Origin of the sequence: Blastococcus mobilis, from assembly GCF_900188025.1 — a bacterium.
Classification (GTDB): Bacteria; Actinomycetota; Actinomycetes; order Mycobacteriales; family Geodermatophilaceae; genus Blastococcus_B; species Blastococcus_B mobilis.
The window spans coordinates 13,803-33,640 of record NZ_FZNO01000038.1 but is presented as its reverse complement, the minus strand read 5'-3'; the positions used below and the strand labels follow the sequence as shown (position 1 = coordinate 33,640).

At 71.1% G+C, this 19,838-nt stretch carries 19 protein-coding genes and 1 pseudogene; 15 read left to right on the top strand and 5 right to left on the bottom strand.

Features of this window, described 5'->3' with window-relative positions; genetic code table 11:
- Positions 1 to 218 precede the first annotated feature (218 nt).
- Positions 219 to 701, bottom strand: a complete 483-nt coding sequence (locus tag CHB94_RS22480) for a cupin domain-containing protein (RefSeq protein WP_089338781.1) — start codon at positions 699 to 701, stop codon at positions 219 to 221.
- A gap of 83 nt (positions 702 to 784) precedes the next feature.
- Between CHB94_RS22480 and CHB94_RS22475 the strand changes: the two genes are divergently transcribed.
- From CHB94_RS22475 to CHB94_RS22460, 4 genes are all read left to right on the top strand, one after another.
- Entirely contained in the window at positions 785 to 1,036 is a 252-nt protein-coding gene (locus tag CHB94_RS22475; RefSeq protein WP_089338780.1) for a hypothetical protein, read from the top strand.
- Between the two features lie 45 nt (positions 1,037 to 1,081).
- Positions 1,082 to 2,035: a helix-turn-helix transcriptional regulator gene (locus tag CHB94_RS22470; RefSeq protein ID WP_089338779.1), complete on the top strand. Its 954-nt coding sequence runs from the start codon at positions 1,082 to 1,084 to the stop codon at positions 2,033 to 2,035.
- Positions 2,036 to 2,097: 62 nt separating this feature from the next.
- Entirely contained in the window at positions 2,098 to 2,457 is a 360-nt protein-coding gene (locus CHB94_RS22465) for a carboxymuconolactone decarboxylase family protein (protein ID WP_089338789.1), read from the top strand.
- Between the two features lie 382 nt (positions 2,458 to 2,839).
- A complete protein-coding gene (locus tag CHB94_RS22460; RefSeq protein ID WP_254920857.1) occupies positions 2,840 to 3,292 on the top strand; it encodes a nucleoside deaminase in 453 nt (150 codons plus the stop codon).
- A gap of 77 nt (positions 3,293 to 3,369) precedes the next feature.
- Here the strand turns inward: CHB94_RS22460 and CHB94_RS22455 are convergent, their stop codons facing one another.
- Together CHB94_RS22455 and CHB94_RS22450 are read right to left on the bottom strand one after the other, a co-directional pair.
- Positions 3,370 to 4,272, bottom strand: a complete 903-nt coding sequence (locus CHB94_RS22455; RefSeq protein WP_089338778.1) for a polysaccharide deacetylase family protein — start codon at positions 4,270 to 4,272, stop codon at positions 3,370 to 3,372.
- Positions 4,269 to 5,795 carry a purine-cytosine permease family protein gene (locus tag CHB94_RS22450; RefSeq protein ID WP_089338777.1) on the bottom strand — a complete coding sequence of 509 codons (1,527 nt, stop codon included), beginning with the start codon at positions 5,793 to 5,795 and terminating at the stop codon, positions 4,269 to 4,271. The genes CHB94_RS22455 and CHB94_RS22450 overlap by 4 nt, the downstream gene beginning before the upstream one ends.
- Positions 5,796 to 5,933: 138 nt before the next feature.
- On the opposite strand from CHB94_RS22450, the gene CHB94_RS22445 reads away from it, so the two are divergent.
- Positions 5,934 to 7,445: a PucR family transcriptional regulator gene (locus tag CHB94_RS22445; RefSeq protein ID WP_176445695.1), complete on the top strand. Its 1,512-nt coding sequence runs from the start codon at positions 5,934 to 5,936 to the stop codon at positions 7,443 to 7,445.
- 99 nt (positions 7,446 to 7,544) lie between these two features.
- Here the strand turns inward: CHB94_RS22445 and CHB94_RS22440 are convergent, their stop codons facing one another.
- Positions 7,545 to 8,351, bottom strand: a complete 807-nt coding sequence (locus CHB94_RS22440; RefSeq protein ID WP_089338775.1) for an IclR family transcriptional regulator — start codon at positions 8,349 to 8,351, stop codon at positions 7,545 to 7,547.
- A gap of 110 nt (positions 8,352 to 8,461) precedes the next feature.
- Positions 8,462 to 9,691 carry a M24 family metallopeptidase gene (locus CHB94_RS22435; protein WP_089338774.1) on the bottom strand — a complete coding sequence of 410 codons (1,230 nt, stop codon included), beginning with the start codon at positions 9,689 to 9,691 and terminating at the stop codon, positions 8,462 to 8,464.
- Positions 9,692 to 9,993: 302 nt separating this feature from the next.
- On the opposite strand from CHB94_RS22435, the gene glyA reads away from it, so the two are divergent.
- The 10 genes and pseudogenes from glyA to CHB94_RS26845 all read left to right on the top strand — a co-directional run.
- Entirely contained in the window at positions 9,994 to 11,295 is a 1,302-nt protein-coding gene (glyA, locus tag CHB94_RS22430; protein ID WP_089338773.1) for a serine hydroxymethyltransferase, read from the top strand.
- Positions 11,292 to 12,524: a sarcosine oxidase subunit beta family protein gene (locus CHB94_RS22425; RefSeq protein ID WP_089338787.1), complete on the top strand. Its 1,233-nt coding sequence runs from the start codon at positions 11,292 to 11,294 to the stop codon at positions 12,522 to 12,524. Before glyA ends, CHB94_RS22425 begins: the two co-directional genes overlap by 4 nt.
- A 24-nt stretch (positions 12,525 to 12,548) precedes the next feature.
- Entirely contained in the window at positions 12,549 to 12,857 is a 309-nt protein-coding gene (locus tag CHB94_RS22420; RefSeq protein ID WP_089338772.1) for a sarcosine oxidase subunit delta, read from the top strand.
- A 74-nt stretch (positions 12,858 to 12,931) separates the two neighbouring features.
- Positions 12,932 to 15,814, top strand: coding sequence for a sarcosine oxidase subunit alpha family protein (locus tag CHB94_RS22415; RefSeq protein ID WP_089338771.1), 2,883 nt, complete (start codon positions 12,932 to 12,934; stop codon positions 15,812 to 15,814).
- Entirely contained in the window at positions 15,807 to 16,409 is a 603-nt protein-coding gene (locus tag CHB94_RS22410; protein WP_089338786.1) for a sarcosine oxidase subunit gamma, read from the top strand. The genes CHB94_RS22415 and CHB94_RS22410 overlap by 8 nt, the downstream gene beginning before the upstream one ends.
- Entirely contained in the window at positions 16,409 to 17,782 is a 1,374-nt protein-coding gene (locus CHB94_RS22405) for an L-serine ammonia-lyase (protein ID WP_089338785.1), read from the top strand. Before CHB94_RS22410 ends, CHB94_RS22405 begins: the two co-directional genes overlap by 1 nt.
- A gap of 49 nt (positions 17,783 to 17,831) precedes the next feature.
- Positions 17,832 to 18,032: a biotin carboxylase N-terminal domain-containing protein gene (locus tag CHB94_RS22400; protein WP_176445694.1), complete on the top strand. Its 201-nt coding sequence runs from the start codon at positions 17,832 to 17,834 to the stop codon at positions 18,030 to 18,032.
- On the top strand, positions 18,022 to 18,933 hold the full coding sequence (folP, locus tag CHB94_RS22395; protein WP_254920856.1) for a dihydropteroate synthase: 912 nt from the start codon (positions 18,022 to 18,024) through the stop codon (positions 18,931 to 18,933). The genes CHB94_RS22400 and folP overlap by 11 nt, the downstream gene beginning before the upstream one ends.
- A 234-nt stretch (positions 18,934 to 19,167) precedes the next feature.
- Positions 19,168 to 19,389, top strand: coding sequence for a chorismate-binding protein (locus CHB94_RS26850; protein ID WP_217899444.1), 222 nt, complete (start codon positions 19,168 to 19,170; stop codon positions 19,387 to 19,389).
- Positions 19,374 to 19,823 (top strand): annotated as a pseudogene (locus CHB94_RS26845) (chorismate-binding protein); the annotation flags it as partial. The gene CHB94_RS26850 and the pseudogene CHB94_RS26845, both read left to right, overlap by 16 nt.
- Between the last annotated feature and the right edge of the window lie 15 nt (positions 19,824 to 19,838).

The window sequence follows — 19,838 nt, the reverse complement described above, 5'->3', positions numbered from 1 at the left end:
GAACCGGACCTGCGGCACGGTAGGTGAGGACGACGCGTGAGGGAAGGCCAACCGCCCGGGCACGGCTGGCAGTTCACGTGTCCCGTTCGGACGCCGCCTTCGAGTGCTTCAGCGGGTCGTCCCTCGGACACAGCAGACAGGCCCCGCGGTCAGTGATCGCGAGGCCTGTCGTCGTTCAGGGACGCCGCGCTGGGTGAGGACGGCCCCGGGACACGACCTCAGTGCCCGGGGTGGTCCTCGTCCCCGTAGCGGGCCCGCAGGGGGCCGATCACGCTCCGCAGGTCTCCACCCTCGGCCCTGGTCTCGGCCATGACGTCGAGGAAGAACTGCTCGAAGCCCGCGGGCGCGAACATGCACAGCATCCGCGCGGGCTCGTCGCTCTCGTTCGCCCACCGGAACCAGGCGCCGGGCGGCAGGTGCACCAGGGTGCCCGCTCCGGCGACGACGTCGCCGTCTGCGAACCAGTAGTGCAGCTCCCCGGCGAGCACGTAGACGACGGCCCCCTCTCGGGTGTGCCGGTGGAGGTGCGGGGGCGGTGAGAAGCGACCGGGGATGTCGTACTCGACGAGCGAGCAGCCGGCGCCGTCGGCGCCGCTCAGCTTCACCTCGATGGTGGGCAGGCCCTGCGCGGCAGCGGGAGCGGTGGTGCCCGCTCCGGGCGGGACGACGCGGGGTTCGGCGGTCTGGGTGCTCTGCGACATGTGGACACCATCGCCGCGACGACGGGGCCGTCACCATCCCCGGTTCCACGGGCCCCGAGTGCCCCTCGACCTACGATCCCGGCGTGCCCAGCCGCAGCCGCCGCGTCCGCGAAGCGCTGCAGCGCGCCCTGACCGAGGGCACCGACCTGGCCGAGACCGTCGCCGCGGCCGACGCGGTGCTGCGCCGCGCGGTGGGCGCGGAGGGCTCGGCCTGGGGCACCGTCGACCCTGCCACGACGCTCAGCACCAGCTGCGCGCGCTTCGGCGTCCTCGAGAGCGGGCCGCACGACGACGTCGGCGCGGCGCGGGAGCGTCGTCTCTTCCAGCTCGAGTGAGCGGACGGGGACCCGCACACCTTCTGGGACCTCTCCCGGCGCGGGGTGACCGCGGCCGCGCTGCGGACGGCGGTGTCCGCGCCACAGGGCGTACGCCGCTACGTCGAGTTGCTCGAGCCGGCCGGCGTCCACGACGAGCTCCGCGTGCGGCTGGCGGTCGACGGCGAGCAGTGGGGCACGGTCATCTTGTACCGGTTCGAGGAGCGGCACTTCACGGCCGAGGACGTCGCGGTGGCGACGGCCGCCGCACCGGTGATCGCCCGCGCCCTCCGGACGGCCTTGCTCCGAGCGGTCTGCGACAGCCCCGCGGTCGGGTCCCCGCCCGGCTCCCTCGTCCTCGGCGAGGACGACGCCGTGCTGGTCACCTCGGCAGCGGCGGAGGACCTGCTCGCTGCCCTGCCCGAGCGTCAGGTCCTCACCGTGCTGGCGAACCTCGGGAGCGCCACGCGTGCCCGTGGGACGGCATCGCTCACGGTCACGGGTCCGGGCGGCGTCCTGAGCTTTCACGGCTCTCCGGCCAAGGGCGTGGACGGAGCGGTGGCCGCCGTCGTTGAGCGCCCCCGGCCGGTCGAGCTGTCACCGCTGCTCATGCGGGTCCTCGGCTTCACCCCGCGGGAGCGCGAGGTCGTCGAGGGACTCCTCCAGGGCGCCTCCCGCACGCATCTGGCCCGCCGCCTCCGGATGACCGAGCACACGCTCGGGGACCACCTCCGGACCGTCTACGGCAAGGCCGGCGTGGCCGGACGCGCCGAACTGGCCGCCCTGCTCTTCGGCCGGCACTACGAGCCACCCCGCTCCAGGGGGTACCGCCCAGTCCGTACGGCTACTTCGTCGGTCTGGACTCTCCGAGGGGACCGGCTGCTTCTTCGGCTCCCGGCCACCCCGACACGCGTGTGCGGATGTCGTGAGTCGCCCCTCGGACACTTCCATGGCGGACGCTCCCGTGGTCAGCGACTGCGGGGCCATCGTCGTCAGGCGTCTGCGGAGGCGGGCCGGTGACCGCCGAGCACACCGCCGCGGAGACTCTGCGACGGGCTGGGGAGGGCTGTCACCATCACGTCATGAGCTATGGCCACGCCGTTCACAAGGAGCTCCGCGAACCCTCCCGCGAGTTGCGTCGCGCGATCCCCGAGGTCTACGACGGCTATCGGCAGATGCATGCCGCCGCATACGCCGCGGGTGCGCTGGACGAGAAGACCAAGGAACTGATCGCGCTAGCCATCGCGGTCAGCAAGGAATGCGACGGATGCATCGCGTCGCACGCTCGTGGCGCCGCGCGCACCGGCGCGACCGAGTCGGAGGTTGCCGAAGCGCTCGGTGTCACCATTGCGATGAACGGTGGACCGGCCACCGTGTACGGTCCACGCGCGTTCGCGGCCTTCCGAGAGTTCGCGGAAGAGACAGACGCCCAGCAGGGATGACCACCACTCGGCTCATGGTGGACCGGAGCCGTGGATGTATGCAGCGGGTCGCCACGTGGACACTCGTCGTGCCGAACAACTCGTGCGACGGCGTGACGCTCCGGCTGCACCGAGGCAGCGGACGGGTCGAAGGCCCGGCGGAGGCCGAGCGTCGCGTGATGCCGGGCGGCTGAGCGGCTGAAACTTCGCGCGGGCGACTGGCGAGACCACTGCTGCTGCTGACGGCGGCTCCTGGATCCCCCAGTTGGGCGCCGGTCGCGGCGCCCGACCACCACCGGCGCCCGGCGGCATGATGTGCACCACGACCGTTCGTCCGTCTACGTGGAGGGAAGCGCCGGTGACCGACCACCTAGCGCCCAGTACGTCCCGGTCCCTGTCCCCCTTGGACCAGGATCGGCACTTCCTCGGTCTGGCAGTCGAACAGGCTCGGCTGGGGTGGGCAGAGGGCGGTGTCCCCATCGGTGCCGCTCTGGTTCACGACGGGCAGGTGCTGGCCCTCGGGCGCAACCGTCGGGTCCAGATGAACAGCGCGATCCGGCACGGGGAGACCGACTGCATCGAGCGAGCCGGGAGGCTGCCGGCGTCGGTGTACCGGAGATCGGTGCTCTATACGACGCTGTCGCCCTGCTACATGTGCGCGGGGACGGCGCTGTTGTACGAGATTCCGCGGATCGTCATCGGGGAGAACCGCAGCTTCCAGGCCTCCGAGGAGCTGCTGCGCTCGCACGGCGTCCAGCTCGACGTCCTCGACGACCCCGACTGCATCGCGCTCATGCAGCGGATGCTCGCCGAACGACCGGAGCTGTGGCTCGAGGACATCGGCGAACATGCCTGACGACGCCCAGCGGTGCACGACGGAAGGCGCCCGGTCCGCATGCTGCGGACCGGGCGCCTTCACGTCGGAGTGGTGACTCACTGGGCGCTGGCGGTCGCCTTCGGCGTCGCCGGGCGGTCGAAGTAGCCCTCGGGGCACTCCACCCGCCTGATCCGGCGGACCTCGCCCACCGTCGCGGCTGTGTGTGCGGCGATCTCGCCCAGGGTCGCGACCCACATTCCGTCCAGCTCGCACACGTCGCCGATCAGCCGCTCGAGCGCGGCTGCCTTCGATGGACGCCCGGAGATGAACGGGTGATTGGTCAGGACGAAGCAGCCGCCTTCCGCGTGGTGGGCCTGCGCCTCGAGCAGCCACATCTCGTGCACCTTCGCCGGGCTCTCGATGACGCCACTGCCGGTCCATCCGGGATAGAAGGCGTACTGCTCCCAGTCGTCGAGGGTCCAGTCGACGGGGATCTCCACGAGATCGCCCTGCCCCAGTTCCCCGGAGAACCGGTAGGGGACGTCCCCATCGAGAAGGCTCGAGTCGTAGTGGAAGCCGCGCTCGATGAGCAGGTCCGCAGAATGCCAGTTCATCTCCCACCAGGGTGCCCGGTAGCCCACCGGCCGCACGCCCAGCCGGTCGAGGGCCTCGAGACCCCGATCGATGTACTCGGCCTCGGCCTCGGCGGAGATGCCCTGCATCGGCTCGTGCAGGTACCCGTGGTGGGCGATCTCGTGCCCGGCGTCGCGGATCTGGCGCACCATGTCCGGATAGGTGTCGGCGGTGAACCCCGGCACGAAAAAGGTCGCCGTCACCCCCCTGCGCTCCAGAAGTCGCAGCAGCCGGGGCACCCCGACCCGGGGTCCGTAGGCCTGGTGCGTCATCAGGGACATCCGCGACGACGCGGCCGGGTCGTGGGCCAGGACGCAGGACTCGGCATCCACATCGAAGGTGAAGGCCGCCGCCGCGCGGTGGCCGTTCGGCCAGGAGATCGTCATGCGATCACCTCGGGGGTGCCGGCGGCGTTCGCGACAGGGGCGACCCGCGGAGCCGGGGTCGCGACGTCGGAACGCACGGTGGCGTCGGGCGCGATCCCTTCGTACTTGGCTGCGGCGATCGGGCCGAGCACGGCGTACACCGCCGCACTCGTGAGCCCGCCCGCGAGCCAGCTCAGGTCCACGCCGCCCATGCCGACGGCGATCGGGCCCTGGAAGATGGGAAGCAGCCCGTACATGAACAGCCACGTGGCGAAGATCCCGGTGAAGAAGGCCACGTATCCGGCCCAGTTCACGTCGGCCAGGCGGCGAGTTCCCACGGGGTCGAAGAGACGGTCGACGCGCACGCGGCCACGTTCGATCCGGTAGTAGTGGACGAGCATGATCCCGCCCCAGGTCGCCACCCAGGCCACCAGTCCGATCAGCCACGTGTCCAGGACCGTCGCGAAGTTCTCCTGGAAGATGAAGAAGATCACGACCCCCATGGCCAGGACGCCGACCAGCACGCTCAGGCTGCGTCGGGGGATCTTGATGTCGAGGGCCTGGGTCGCCACCGAGAAGGTGTAGATGTTGAGGATGTTGGTGGCGATCGGCCCGTGCAGGACCAGCAGCAGCACCGGAATCGCCAGCGCTCCGAAGTTCTCGACGATGAGTTGGCCCGGGTCCACGGAACCGTTCTTGGTGGCCAGGGTGGCCCCCAGCACGCCCAGCCAGACGACGGGGATGAACTGGCCGAGCGTGCTGGCGAAGTAGAGCTTGCGCCGGGGCATCCGGGTGCTGACGAAGCGCGAGTAGTCAGCCGCGTAGGTGAACCAGGTGATCCCCCAGCCGATACCGATCGCGGTCATGATCGCGGTCATCGCGGCGAACCGCTCTCCTCCGGAGAGCACGGCTCCCTCCGGGCCGGCGTAGGACCAGTCGATGTCGAGGAAGAACCAGGCCACGACGGACATGAGGACGAGGACTGCGATCGTCGGGGGGACCGTCCAGCGCTCGAAGGCCGCGATCGCGCGGTACCCCAGCCAGGAGATCGCCACCTGGATCGCCATCAGGAGCGCGGCGACCGCGATCTTGGCCGCGTAGTTGTCCGCCGCCGGGTCGACGACGCCCAACTGCCCGAGCAGCGCAATGACCAGGTCGAGGATGATCCAGGTGTTCACCGCGCACCAGCCGATGGACAGGGTGGCCTGGATCAGCGAGGGCAGGTAGTTGCCACGGCGGCCGAACGCTGCGCGGCCCAGCACCATCCCGGTCACGCCGGTCCGCTGCCCCATCAGCACGAACAGGCCGAAGACCGCCATGCCGATCAGGTTGCCCAGGATCAGGACGGTCAGCGTGTCGGCGAGGCCCAGGCCGAGGTTCACGCCCAGCGCACCCAGAACCCAGTTGATCGGGGCGATGTTGGCGCCGCACCAGATCCAGAACTGGCCGGACACCTTGGTCGTGCGGGAACTCTCGGGGATCGGTTGGAGCTGCTCCTCGACGTCGTGAATGGACGCCGGCTCGGTCTTGGCTGCGGCTGACATGGGGCGGGCCTCCGGTCGACGGATGTGCTCTCGGTCGCAACATCGTGGGTGTTGCAGATCACACGCGACAAGATGCATCCTGTCCGGCATGTCCGGGTCATGGGGTGACGAATCGTCATGCAGCTGACGCTGGAACGCGTGCTCGCTCACCCAAGCCTCACCCCTGGTGAACCCTTCGTGCTCGCGGGGTCCTCCGGCCTGCGGCGGAGGGTGCGGTGGATCCACTCGAGCGAGGTCATCGAGATCGCGTCGTTGCTGCGCGGCGGAGAGCTGCTGCTGACCGGTGGCGAGATGCTGGCCGGCGCCTCGGCAGCGGATCAGCGCCGGTACGTACGCCAGCTGGCCGAGCGCAACGTCGCCGGGGTGGCGATCGAGATCGGCTCGGGACTCTCCGCCGTGCCGGAGGCGGTGCTGACCGAGGCGGACGCCGTCGGTTTCCCGGTCATCGAACTACGCCGCCGGATCCCGTTCGTCGATGTGGCCGAAGCGGTGAACGCCGAACTGGTGAACCAGTCGGTCATCTTGCTCCGCTACGGCGGCGAGCTCGCGCACGCGCTGTCGGGCATCCTCGCGCACGGCGGGGACGTCCGCGCGCTCCTGGAGCTGCTGGTGCAGCGCACCGGCGTCCCGGCGGCGCTGTTCACCAGCGCCGGTCGGCTGATCACCCGGTTCCCGGACCCCGAGGACGCCCTGCCGGCCGAGTCACCGTCTCCCCCGGTCGGCGGCACGACGTCCCGGATCAGCGTCCGGGGCGCGCACGCGGCGACCCTCATCCTCTACCCCCGGCCGGACACCGACCCGGAGCTCCTGGCGGTCATCGGCGAGCGGGCCAGCGAGGCGATCGGGCTGGCCCTGCTGCGCAGTCACCCACCGTCGACCCGGGACTTCGCGGCCAGTGAACTCGCCCGGACGGCATGCCGCGCCCCGCAGAACCCCACCCGGCTGATCCACCTCGGGCAGCTCATCGGGTTCGATCCCGCCGATCCAGTGGTGGCGATCGCCCTGATCACCGCGGCCACGAGCGCCGGCCTCCCGGGCTTCGACGGACTCCTCCGCCGCCACGGCCGGATCGCGATGGACACCTCGGAGACCGAGGTCCGTGCGGTGTTGTCCCTGCCCGACCGCAAGACCGCGGCCACCGGCCGCGCGGCACTGGTCGCCCAGGTGAAGGAATGGGCGCGGGACCTGAACGCCGTGGTCGTCGGAGTCGGGCCCGTCGTCCCGGACCTGGCGTCCGTGTCCACGTCGATGGAGCTCGCGGTGTCGGCGGTGCAGCAGCGGTCCGCGTACGGTCCGGGCTCGGTGGTGGATGCGACGGCCACCGCCATCGAGTCCCTGCTCGGCGGCGAGGATCTCCGGCTCCGGCGCGAGCAGTTCGTCCGCGGCCAGCTGGCGATGCTGCTCGCACTGCGGCCGGCCGAACGCGAGACGCTGCTGCACACGCTCGAGGTCTACCTCGACTCCGGGTGCAGCAAGACGCGCACTGCGGATGCCCTGCACGTGCAGCGGCAATCCCTCTACGGCCGCCTGGATCGGGTCTTCAGGATGGTCGGCGGGGATCCGACCGGCACCGACCGCGTCCTGCCGCTGCACCTGGCGCTGCGGCTGCGCCACGGCCTCCAGCAGTCGCGACTCGAACAGCCGACCTGACCAGGACGCCCGCCACGAGCTTCGCGACGTGTTGGAGCGGCCCCCCCTTAAGGGTCCCGCGCCGAGCGTGCGAGGCGTGGGGGGAAGAGTGGTCCTTCTTCAGGCGCCGCCGAGACGGGAACCGATGTCGGCGGCGGCTCCGGTGACCGCCTCCCGGATGAGGCCGAGCTGCTCGGTGGAGATCCGGAACCGCGGTGCAGAGACCAGGACCGCCGCTACGGGCTCCCCCCGGTGGTCGAACACCGGAGCAGCCACGCCGACTTCTTCCAGCGAGGTCTCGCCGTAGTTGACCGCGTACCCCTGCTCGGCAATCTCCCGGAGTCTGACGACGAAAGCGTCCAGGGCTACCTCGGTGAGCCCGGGGTGGTCGACCACGCCCTTGATGAGGAGGTTCCGGACGGTGAAGGGATCGAGCTGGGCCAGGAAGACCTGTACCGACGAGCTCGCGGCGGTGTTGTAGCGGGTTCCCAGCGGGGTCGTGTGCTTGACCTGGTGGGTGCTCGGCACCTGCTCGACGCACACGGCCTCACCCCCGTCCCAGACCATGAGCGCCGCCGTCTCGCCGGTACGGCGGCTGAGCTCCTGCAGGACCGGATAGGCCACCCGGCGCACGTCGAGGTCAGCCAGCAGCGGCCCGGCCAACGCGATCACGCCCAGGCCGAGCCGGAACCGTCGGGTGGTCGGGTCCCGCTCCACCAGGTTCTCCAGCTCGAGGGTGGCCAGGATGCGGGAGACAGTGCTCTTGTGCAGCCCCACCTTCGCCGCGATCTCCGAGACACCCAGGACGGGTTCGTCCACCGCGAAGGCACGCAGGACGGCGAGGCCGTTCTGGAGCACGGAGATCCCGCGCGACTCCCCGTTCTCGGGGACGTCCTGGGGGTCGACCTGGTTGCCGGTGGTGGTCATCGAACTCCATTGTCGTGGTCCGGACGCCGGCGACGCCACGCCGCAGCCGGAGGCTCGCGGCGTGGCATCGCCGTGCGGGGAGGCCGGGAGGAGAAGCCGGCCCGGGGTGTTCAGACCCCGAGGATGTTGTGCTCCGGGCCGAAGGGGAACTTCGTGATGTTCTCGGCCCCGTTCTCGTTCACCACGAGGATGTCGTGCTCACGGTAGCCACCGGCCCCGGGCTGCCCCTCCGGCACCATGATCATCGGCTCCATGGAGACGACCATGCCGGGCTCGAGGACGGTCTCGATGTCCTCGCGCAGCTCCAGCCCGGCCTCCCGGCCGTAGTAGTGGGAGAGCACCCCGAAGGAGTGGCCGTAGCCGAAGGTCCGGTTGGGCAGCAGGCCGTGCTGGATGTACATCTCGTTGAGCGAGTGCGCGATCTGGGCGCAGGAGATGCCGGGCTTGATCAGCTCCAGGCCGGCCCGGTGCACGGCCACGTTGATCTCCCAGAGCTCCAGCGAGCGCTTGTCCGGCTCCCCGTAGAAAAGGGTCCGCTCCAGGGCCGTGTAATACCCCGAGGTCATCGGGAAGCAGTTCAGGCTGAGGATGTCCCCCCGCTGCACCTGCCGGGTCGTCGGCCAGTTGTGCGCCCCGTCGGTGTTGATGCCCGACTGGAACCACACCCAGGTGTCGCGGATCTCGGTGTGCGGGAAGGTCCGGGCGATCTCCCGCACCATCGCGTTCGTGCCGGCGAGGGCGACCTCGAACTCCGGGACGCCCTCGGTGATCGCCGCGCGGATCGCCTCGCCGCCCAGGTCGCCGATGCGCGCTCCGTGCTTGATGACCTCGATCTCCTCGGCCGACTTCACCATGCGCTGGCGCATGGCCGCCTTCGAGATGTCGGTGAGGACGGCGTCGGGGAACGCCGCGGCGAACTTCTGCCGCATCTCCAGCGGCAGGGTGTCGTCCTCGACGCCGATCCGGCTGGGCTTGACGCCCCGGCTGCGGAGGCTCTCGCGGATCACCCAGATGTAGTTGTCGCGGTGCCAGTCCGTGTAGACCACGTTGTCGCCGTAGGTGCGACGCCACGGCATGCCCGCGTCGATGTTCGCGGAGACGGTGTACTGGTCGTCCGCCGTCACCACGTAGGCGTAGGGCCGGCCGAAGGACGTGTACAGGAAGTCCGAGTAGTACTTCACGTTGTGGTACGAGGTGAGCAGCGCGACGTCCACGCCCTCCTCGGCCATGATCTTCCGGAGGGACGAGAGCCGGCGCTCCATCTCCTCCACCGAGAAGGTGTGCTGCTCCTTCTCTCCGTTGTGGATCACCTTGAGGCGCTCGAGATCGGTGACGGACATCGTGGTTCTCCTCTTCCCTGACGGTCGGTGCACGGGAGCCGGGATGCGATGCCGTACGCGCGCCCCTGGACGGGTGGTTTGCGGAGCGGCGTCCGACTGACTGGTGCGAGTCCGACTGCGTTGCGTCTGCGGCAACGTGGTTGCGAAGGTAGAAGTGGTCTGCGCCACTGTCAAGCGGCAGCAACCGCCCTTCGAGCGCGATGCCGAGGACGATGGCGGTCCTTGACTGTGGCCCGTTGCACACCTACGTTGCTTGGTACGCAACGACGTTGCATACCAACTCAGCCAGAGAAGGGACGGCCGTGGCCGACATCCTCGACCTCGAGCTCAGCGCGCTCGACCCCGACGTGCATGCCGCGGTGGTCGCCGAGCTCCACCGCCAGCAGTCGACGCTGGAGATGATCGCGTCGGAGAACTTCGCCCCCTCGGCGGTCATGGCCGCCCAGGGCTCCGTGTTGACCAACAAGTACGCCGAGGGCTATCCGGGACGCCGCTACTACGGCGGCTGCGAGCACGTCGACGTCATCGAGCAGCTCGCCATCGACCGGGTGAAGGCGCTGTTCGGTGCCGAGGCCGCGAACGTGCAGCCGCACTCCGGCGCGCAGGCCAACGCGGCGGCGATGTTCGCCCTGCTGAACCCGGGCGACACCATCCTGGGTCTCGACCTCGCGCACGGCGGCCACCTGACGCACGGCATGCGGATCAACTACTCCGGCAAGCTCTACGACGTCGTCCCGTACCACGTCCGCGAGTCCGACCTGCACGTGGACATGGAGGAGGTGGAGCGGCTCGCCCGCGAGCACCGGCCGAAGATGATCGTCGCCGGCTGGTCGGCCTACTCCCGCCACCTCGACTTCGCCGAGTTCCGCAGGATCGCCGACCTCGTGGGCGCCTACCTCCTCGTCGACATGGCGCACTTCGCCGGCCTCGTGGCGGCCGGCCTGCACCCCAACCCGGTCCCCTTCGCCGACGTCGTCACCACGACCACCCACAAGACGCTCGGCGGGCCACGGGGCGGCGTGATCCTCAGCAAGGCGGAACTCGCCAAGAAGATCAACAGTGCGGTGTTCCCGGGCCAGCAGGGCGGCCCGCTCGAGCACGTCATCGCCGCCAAGGCGGTCGCGTTCAAGGTCGCCGCCACGGAGGAGTTCCGCGAGCGGCAGCAGCGGACGCTCGACGGCGCCCGGGTGCTCGCCGGCCGGCTGATGGCCGACGACGTCCAGGAAGCCGGCATCTCCGTGCTCACCGGCGGCACGCAGGTGCACCTCGTCCTGGTCGACCTGCGCAACTCCAGCCTGGACGGTCAGCAGGCCGAGGACCGGCTGGACCGGATCGGCATCACCGTGAACCGCAACGCCGTCCCCTTCGACCCCCGGCCACCGATGGTCTCCTCCGGGCTGCGCATCGGCACCCCGGCGCTGGCCACCCGGGGCTTCGGCACCACGGAGTTCCGCGAGGTCGCCGACATCATCGCCACCGCGCTCACCCGTGATCTCACCGACGAGCTCGCCGGCGAGCTGCGCGACCGGGTGGAGACCCTCGCCGCGAAGTTCCCCCTGTACCCCCGGTTGAACGGGGGCCTGTCATGGGCGGCAACGGCATGAGCGCGCAGACCGATCCCCGCCACCTGCCCGAGCATCCGGACTGGCTCTGGCGCAACCCGGATCCGAAGCCCTCGTACGACGCGATCGTGATCGGTGGCGGCGGCCACGGCATCGCCACGGCCTACTACCTGGCCAAGAACCACGGCATGACCAACGTCGCCGTCCTGGAGAAGGGCTGGCTGGCCGGCGGCAACATGGCCCGGAACACCACGATCATCCGGTCCAACTACCTGTGGGACGAGAGCGCAGGCATCTACGAGTTCGCCCTCAAGCTCTGGGAGCAGCTGCCCGCCGAGCTGGACTACGACTTCCTGTTCAGCCAGCGCGGGGTGCTCAACCTGGCGCACACGCTGCAGGACGTCCGGGAGTCCACCCGGCGGGTCAACGCCAACCGGCTCAACGGAGTGGACGCCGAGTGGCTGGACACCGACGAGGTGGCGAAGATCTGCCCGATCCTCAACGTGTCCCCCGACATCCGGTACCCCGTGCTCGGGGCCACCTTCCAGCCGCGGGCCGGCATCGCCAAGCACGACCACGTGGCCTGGGCGTTCGCGCGCGCCGCCGACCGGCTGGGCGTCGACTTCATCCAGAACTGCGAGGTCACCGGTTTCCTCAAGGACGGGGCCCGGGTGGTGGGCGTGGAGACCAGCCGCGGGCCGATCTCCGCCGGCGTCGTCGGCATGGCCGCGGCCGGGCACAGCAGCGTGCTGGCCGAGCGGGCCGGATTCCGGCTACCGATCCAGTCCCATCCCCTGCAGGCGCTGGTCTCCGAGCTGTACGAGCCGGTGCACCCGACGGTCGTCATGTCCAACCACGTGCACGTCTACGTCTCGCAGGCGCACAAGGGCGAGCTGGTCATGGGTGCCGGGGTGGACTCCTACAACGGCTACGGCCAGCGAGGCTCCTTCCACGTCATCGAGCACCAGATGGCCGCCGCGGTGGAGCTGTTCCCGATCTTCGCCCGGGCGCACGTGCTCCGGACCTGGGGCGGGATCGTCGACGTCTCCCCCGACGCCTCGCCGATCATCGGGCAGACGCCCGTGGAGAACCTCTACGTCAACTGCGGCTGGGGCACCGGCGGCTTCAAGGCCACCCCCTCCGCCGGCTGGACGATGGCGCACACCATGGCGACCGGGCAGCCGCATCCGCTCAACGCGCCGTTCGCGCTGGAGCGGTTCGCCACCGGAGCCCTCATCGACGAGCACGGCGCCGCCGCCGTGGCCCACTGACCCCGAAGTCCACGAGGAGCCAGCATGCTGCTGCTGACCTGTCCCTGGTGCGGGCCACGGGACGAGACCGAGTTCCACTACGGGGGCCAGGCGCACGTCGCCTACCCCGCCACCCCCGCCGACCTGCCCGATCAGGAGTGGGCGGAGTACCTCTTCTACCGCGACAACGCCAAGGGGGCCTTCGCCGAGCGCTGGGTGCACAGCACCGGGTGCCGCCGTTGGTTCAACGCGGTCCGGGACACCGTCACCTATGACGTGCTCGCCGTCTACAAGCCCACCGACCCCCGTCCCGACGCCGCCATGGCGGGCACCTCCCCGGAGACGTCCTCGTGACCGAGCACGCAAGGTCACGCGATGAACACAGCACCGTCGGTCACGTGGCCGACGAGCACCAGCGAGGAGGATCCGTGACCCACCAGACCTCCCGGCTGCCGAGCGGCGGCCGGATCGACCGCGACACCGTCCTGCGCTTCACCGTCGACGGGGTCGAGCTGACCGGCCACCCCGGCGACACCGTCGCCTCGGCGTTGCTGGCCAACGGCCGCATCGAGGTCGCCCCGTCCATCTACCGCGGACGCCCCCGCGGGATCGTCGCCGCCGGGGTCGAGGAGCCCAACGCGCTGGTGCAGGTCGGCGGCGACGTCTCGGAATCGATGCTGACCGCCACCACGGTGTCCCTCGTGGAGGGGCTCCGTGCCGGGACGCTCTCCGGTCTCGGCCGGCTGGACCCGACGCCGGACGAGGCGGTCTACGACAAGAAGTTCGTGCACGCCGACGTCCTCGTCGTCGGAGCCGGTCCGGCCGGCCTGGCGGCGGCGGCCGCGGCGGCCCGCTCCGGCGCGCGGGTCGTCCTCGTCGACGAGCAGGCCGAGCCCGGTGGCTCGCTCCTCTCGGGACGCGGCGAGACCGTCGACGGCGTCCCGGCCCTGGACTGGGTGGCGCGAGTCGTCGCGGAGCTGGAGTCGGCGCCCGAGGTCGTCGTCCTGACCCGCACCAGCGCCTTCGGCAGCTACGACGACAACTACGTCGTCGCCGTCCAGCACCGCACCGACCACCTGCCCGGCCCGGCCCCACGGGGCGTTTCCCGGCAGCGGGTGTGGCACGTCCGCGTCGGTCAAGTGGTGCTCGCCACCGGTGCGCACGAGCGCCCCCTGGTGTTCGCCGGCAACGACCGCCCGGGCGTGATGCTCGCCTCCGCCGTGCGCGGCTACCTCAACCGGTACGCGGTCGCCGCCGGCGCGCGGGTCGTGGTGGCCACCACCAACGACAGCGCCTACGACACCGCCGCCGACCTGGTCGCCGCAGACGTGGAGGTGGTGGCCGTGGTGGACGCCCGGCCGGAGTTGTCGGCCCGGGCCGGTGAGCTGGCCGCGGCCGGGGTCCGCGTCCTTCCCGGCAGCGCCGTGGTGGAGACGCTCGGCGACCCGCGGCTCACCGGCGTCCTCATCAGCGGCCTGGACGCCGACGGTCTGCTCACCGGGGACGTCGAGCAGCTCGACGGCGACCTGCTGGCGGTCTCCGGCGGCTGGAGCCCGGTGGTGCACCTGCACAGCCAGCGGCAGGGCCGGCTGCGCTGGGACGACGCCCTGGCGGCATTCGTGCCCGACAGCACGGTGCGCGACCAGCATGTGGTCGGCTCGGCGCAGGGCACCTTCACCCTCGCCGGGTGTCTGGCGGAGGGCACGGAGGCCGGGATCGCCGCATCGGTCGCCGCGGGGTTCCCCGTCGAGGCAACCGTTCCGGCAGCCGTCGCCCCCTCCTCCTCCGGCCCGACCCGGCAGCTCTGGGTGGTCCCGGGCCGCAGCGGCGGCCCGGAGGAGTGGGACGAGCACTTCGTCGACCTCCAGCGCGACCAGACCGTCGCCGACGTCTGGCGGGCCACGGGCGCCGGCATGTGCAACGTCGAGCACGTGAAGCGCTACACCTCCATCAGCACCGCCCACGACCAGGGCAAGACCTCCGCGGTCAACGCGATCGGCGTGATCGCCGCTGCCCTCGGGGTTGCGGCGGTCGGCGAGATCGGGACGACGACCTACCGGGCGCCCTACACCCCGGTGTCCTTCGCCGCCCTGGCGGGCCGCGAGCGGGGCAGCCTGTTCGACCCCGAGCGCACCACCCCGGCCCACCCCTGGCACGTGGCACGGGGCGCCGAGTTCGAGCTGGTCGGCCAGTGGCTGCGGCCGTGGTACTACCCGCAGCCGGGCGAGGACATCGACGCCGCGGTCGCCCGCGAGTGCCGGGCGGCGCGCACCGGGGTGGCGATGATGGACGCCTCCACCCTCGGCAAGATCGAGATCTGGGGCGCCGACGCCGGCGAGTTCCTCAACCGGATCTACACCAACGCCTTCAAGAAGCTACCGGTGGGCTCGGCCCGGTACGGGGTGATGTGCACCGCGGACGGGATGGTCTTCGACGACGGGGTCACCCTCCGCCTCGCCGACGACCGCTACTTCATGACCACCACCACCGGTGGCGCCGCGCGCGTCCTCGACTGGCTCGAGGAGTGGCTGCAGACCGAGTGGCCGGAGCTGGACGTCTCCTTCACCTCGGTCACGGAGCAGTGGACGACGGTCGCGGTCGTCGGGCCGCAGTCCCGCCAGGTCGTCGCCCGGCTCGCGCCGGACCTGGACGTGTCCAACGAGGCGTTCCCCTTCATGACCTTCCGCGAGACGACCCTCGCCTCCGGCATCCCCGCCCGCATCGGGCGGATCTCGTTCTCCGGGGAGCTCGCCTACGAGGTCAACGTCTCCGGGTGGTACGGGCTGGCGGTGTGGGAGCAGGTGTACGCCGCCGGGGCGGACCTGGGCATCACGCCCTACGGCACCGAAACCATGCACGTGCTCCGGGCCGAGAAGGCCTACCCCATCGTGGGGCAGGACACCGACGGCACGGTGACGCCGCAGGATCTCGGCATGGAGTGGATCGTCTCCAAGCAGAAGGACTTCGTCGGCAAGCGATCCTTCAGCCGCGACGACACCGCCCGGCCGGACCGCAAGCACCTGGTGGCCCTGCTGCCCGAGGACCGCACGACCCGGCTGCCCGAAGGCACCCAGGTCATCGACCAGGACGTGCCGGTGACCCCGGCCGACGGGCCGGTCCCCATGCTGGGGCACGTCACCTCCAGCTACCACAGCCAGGCGCTGGAGCGGCCCTTCGCGCTGGCGCTGGTCGCCAACGGCCGCAACCGGATAGGGCAGACCCTCCTCGCGCCGGTGGGCGAGGACCTGGTTCCGGTCACGGTCGCCGAACCCGTTCTCTACGACCCGGAAGGGACCAAGCGTGATGGCTGACCTGGCCACCCTGCGGCGCAGCCCGCTGCACCACCTGCACGACCGGTTGGAGACCGAGCGGATCGCCGGCGAGCGCGGCGTGGCGCTGCGCGAGCTGCCGTTCCTCACCATGGTCAGCGTTCGGGTCGACCCGGGTTCCCCCGCCTTCGCCCGGCTCGGCGAGCGGCTCGGTGCCGAACTGCCCAAGGCCTGCGGACAGGTGACGTCGTCCAGCCGGCACGGTGTCCTGTGGCTCGGCCCGGACGAGTGGCTGGTGATCTCCGGCACGGAGGCCGCCACGCTGGTGGCCGAGCTGCGCGACGCGCTCGCCGGTGACCGGGGAGCCGTGGTGGACGTGTCGGCCAACCGGACCACCCTCGAGCTCAGCGGCCCCGCCGCCCGCGAGACGCTGGAGAAGGGTTGCCCCGCCGACCTTCACCCGCGCTCGTTCGGGCCGGGCACCGCGGTGGCCACCACCCTCGGTCTGGTGCCGGTCCTGCTCTGGCAGACCGGGGCGACGACGTACCGGGTCCTCCCCCGGTCGTCGTTCGCCGACTACGTGGCCCGCTGGCTGCTCGACGCGATCACCGAGTACGCCGGCCCGCGGGTGCCGTGATGGCGCTGTCCGCATTCGACCTCTACTCGATCGGCATCGGCCCCTCCTCCTCGCACACTGTGGGGCCGATGCGCGCAGCCAAGATGTTCGTCGACGGCCTGGCCGACGCCGGCCGGCTGCCCGAGGTCGCCCGCATCCAGGCCGAGCTGTTCGGCTCCCTGGGCGCGACCGGCCACGGCCACGGCTCGGCCAAGGCAGTCGTCCTGGGCCTGGAGGGGGAGGAGCCGGCGACCGTCGACACCGACTCCTCCGACGACCGCGTCGCCCGGGCGCGTGAACACGGCGTCCTCCTCCTGGGCGGCAAGCACGAGGTGCCCTTCGACGCCGACGGCGACCTGGTGCTGCACCGCCGCAAGTCCCTGCCGGCCCATCCCAACGGCATGGTGTTCCGGGCGCTGGACTCCGACGGCACGGTCCTCGTCGAGCGGACCTACTACTCGGTGGGTGGCGGCTTCGTCGTCGACGAGGCGGCTACCGGCGCCGACCGGGTGGTCCTCGACGACACCCCGCTGCCCTTCCCGTTCACCACCGGCGCCCAGCTGCTCGAGCACTGTGCCCGCGAGGGGATGTCGATCAGCGACGTGATGCTCGCCAACGAACAGGCCTGGCGGACCGAGGCCGAGGTCCGCGCCGGGATGCTGCACCTGTGGTCGGTCATGCAGGCCTGCGTCGAGCGCGGCTGCCACCGGGAGGGGGTCCTGCCGGGCGGGCTGAAGGTGCCCCGCCGCGCCCCGGCGCTGTTCCAGGGGCTGAGCCAGGACACCGGTTCGGTCGACCCGCTGCGCGTGATGGACTGGGTGAACCTCTTCGCCCTCGCGGTGAACGAGGAGAACGCCTCGGGCGGGCGGATCGTCACCGCGCCCACCAACGGCGCCGCCGGCATCGTGCCCGCTGTCCTGCACTACTACGTGCGGTTCGTCCCGGGCGCGGATGACGACGGCGTCGTCCGTTTCCTGCTGACCGCCGCCGCGATCGGCATCCTGTTCAAGGAGAACGCGTCGATCTCCGGGGCGGAGGTCGGTTGCCAGGGCGAGGTGGGGTCGGCCTGCTCGATGGCGGCCGGGGCGCTCTGCGAGGTGCTCGGCGGCACGCCGCCGCAGGCGGAGAACGCCGCCGAGGTGGGTATCGAGCACAACCTCGGGCTCACGTGTGACCCGGTCGGCGGCCTCGTGCAGATCCCCTGCATCGAGCGCAACGCGATCGCCAGCGTCAAGGCGATCAACGCGGCCCGGCTGGCACTCTCGGGCAACGGCAGCCACAAGGTCAGCCTCGACAAGGCGATCAAGACGATGCGGGACACGGGCCGGGACATGAAGGTCAAGTACAAGGAGACCTCGCGCGGCGGGCTGGCCGTCAACGTCATCGAGTGCTGAGGGACTGAGCACACCGCCCCACCCGCACTCGACGTCACCGGGAGTTCCGTTGTTCTCGAAGGTCCTCGTCGCCAACCGTGGTGAGATCGCCGTCCGGGCGTTCCGGGCCGCCTACGAGGTGGGAGCCGGCACGGTGGTGGCGTTCTCCTGGGAGGACCCGGCGCCGGCCGCCATCGAGCCCGTGCAACAGGTCGAGGGCGACCTCCTGCTCGTCCTGCAGGAGAAGGGAAGCTCGACCAGTGCGGGCTGACCTGGCGGGGGTCGAACGGGTCGCACCGGCGCGGAAGGTGGAGCGGTGGTTCCCTCCGCCCCTCGACCGGTGCCGGGTGATGGGGATCCTCAACGTCACGCCGGACTCCTTCTCCGACGGCGGTCGCTATCCCGACATGTACGCCGCGGTCGCGCACGGCCTGGCCATGCACGGCGCCGGTGCCGACCTCGTCGACGTCGGCGGGGAGTCCACCCGTCCGGGCGCGGGCCGGATCAGCGCCGGCGAGGAGCGTCGACGGGTGCTGCCGGTGATCACCGAGCTGTCCCGGGCCGGCGTTCCCGTCAGCGTCGACACCACCCGGGCGGAGGTCGCCGCAGCGGCGATCGAGGCGGGCGCGGTCATGGTCAACGACGTGAGCGGTGGGTGCGCCGATCCCGGCATGGTCGACGTGGTCGCCGGCACCGGGGTCCGCTGGGTTCTCATGCACTGGCGCGGACACAGCCGGGACATGTATGCCCGGGCCCACTACAGGGACGTCGTCACCGAGGTGTCGGCCGAACTGACCACCCGGGCGGAGGCCGCCGTGGCTGCCGGAGTGAACCCGGCCCAGCTGATCCTCGACCCCGGCCTGGGCTTCGCCAAGGAGGCCGGCCACGATTGGACGCTGCTCGCCGGGCTGGACCGGCTCGTCGCTCTCGGGTGCCCGGTGCTGGTGGGCGCATCCCGCAAGAGCTTCCTGGGTCGGCTGCTGGCCGACCGCAGGGGCCAGGTCCGCCCTGTGCAGCAGCGTGATGCGGGAACCCTCGCCATCACCGTCCTGGCCGCCCAGGCCGGGGTATGGGGAGTGCGGGTGCACGACGTCGGCTCCTCGGTCGACGCCGTCCTGACGGTGGCTGCCGCACGAGCACAGCCCCGGTCGCCAGGACCCGTGCTCGGATGAGCGGAGTGACCGCCTGGGCCCGGGCCGACGACCTGGTCCCGGACAGAGCGCTGCGATCTCCGCCGCCGCACCAGGTGCTCGTCGCCTCGCGCCCCGAAGAGGTGATCGCGGTCCTGGCCGAGGTCGGGCAAGCCACCGCCGTCGGCGACTGGGCTCTCGGGTACGACTCCCACGAAGCGGCCGCCGACCTCGACCCGACGTTGGCGGTGGCCGCCCCGACTCGCCGTCGCTCGCATACGCCAGCACATCGCGGCCGGCGACACCTACCAGTGCAACCTGACCGACCGGCTCTGCGGGCACGCGGACGGCGACGTGCGCGCGCTCTACGCCGATCTGGCCCTCGCTCAACGGTGCGGGTACGACGCCTTCTTGGATCCGGGCCGGCACGTCATCGCCGGCGCCAGCCCCGAACTGTTCTTGAGTAAACCGGCGACCGGCTTCGCACCCGTCCCATGAAGGGCACGGCCGCCCGCGGCCACACCACGGGGGTGGATCGGGAGCAGGCCCGGCAACTGCAGTCCAGCGCCAAGGAGCGGGCCGAGAACCTGAAGATCGTCGACCTGCTCCGCAACGACCTCGCCCGAGTCGCCCCGGTGGGCAGCATGGACGTGCCGCAGTCTTCACCCTCGAGAGCTACCGTCTGGCAGTTGACGTCTGAGATCACCGCGCCACCTCGCACCGAAGTCGGGCTGGCCGACGTCCTTCGTGCGCCTTTCCCGTGCGGCTCGGTGACCGGCGTCCCCGAGCAGCGGACCGGTCGCGGTCCTCCTCGCCGCGGATCGGTGCGCCGTGGCCACGTCGGCGTCACTGATCGCTCGGGCGACAGGCGCGCTGTGAGGACGCGCCGCTGGGCGCGCACACCGTCCCTGTCGGGCCGTTTGCACCCTTGACCGCTTGGTTGCGCG

Coding starts and splice junctions, on each gene's coding strand:
- CHB94_RS22435 (WP_089338774.1), bottom strand. CDS start 9,691: ATGTCCGTCACCGATCTCGAGCGCCTCAAGGTGATCCACAACGGAGAG.
- CHB94_RS22410 (WP_089338786.1), top strand. CDS start 15,807: ATGGCTGACCTGGCCACCCTGCGGCGCAGCCCGCTGCACCACCTGCAC.
- CHB94_RS22420 (WP_089338772.1), top strand. CDS start 12,549: ATGCTGCTGCTGACCTGTCCCTGGTGCGGGCCACGGGACGAGACCGAG.
- CHB94_RS22405 (WP_089338785.1), top strand. CDS start 16,409: ATGGCGCTGTCCGCATTCGACCTCTACTCGATCGGCATCGGCCCCTCC.
- CHB94_RS22455 (WP_089338778.1), bottom strand. CDS start 4,272: ATGACGATCTCCTGGCCGAACGGCCACCGCGCGGCGGCGGCCTTCACC.
- CHB94_RS22440 (WP_089338775.1), bottom strand. CDS start 8,351: ATGACCACCACCGGCAACCAGGTCGACCCCCAGGACGTCCCCGAGAAC.
- CHB94_RS22465 (WP_089338789.1), top strand. CDS start 2,098: ATGAGCTATGGCCACGCCGTTCACAAGGAGCTCCGCGAACCCTCCCGC.
- CHB94_RS22480 (WP_089338781.1), bottom strand. CDS start 701: ATGTCGCAGAGCACCCAGACCGCCGAACCCCGCGTCGTCCCGCCCGGA.
- CHB94_RS22450 (WP_089338777.1), bottom strand. CDS start 5,795: ATGTCAGCCGCAGCCAAGACCGAGCCGGCGTCCATTCACGACGTCGAG.
- CHB94_RS22425 (WP_089338787.1), top strand. CDS start 11,292: ATGAGCGCGCAGACCGATCCCCGCCACCTGCCCGAGCATCCGGACTGG.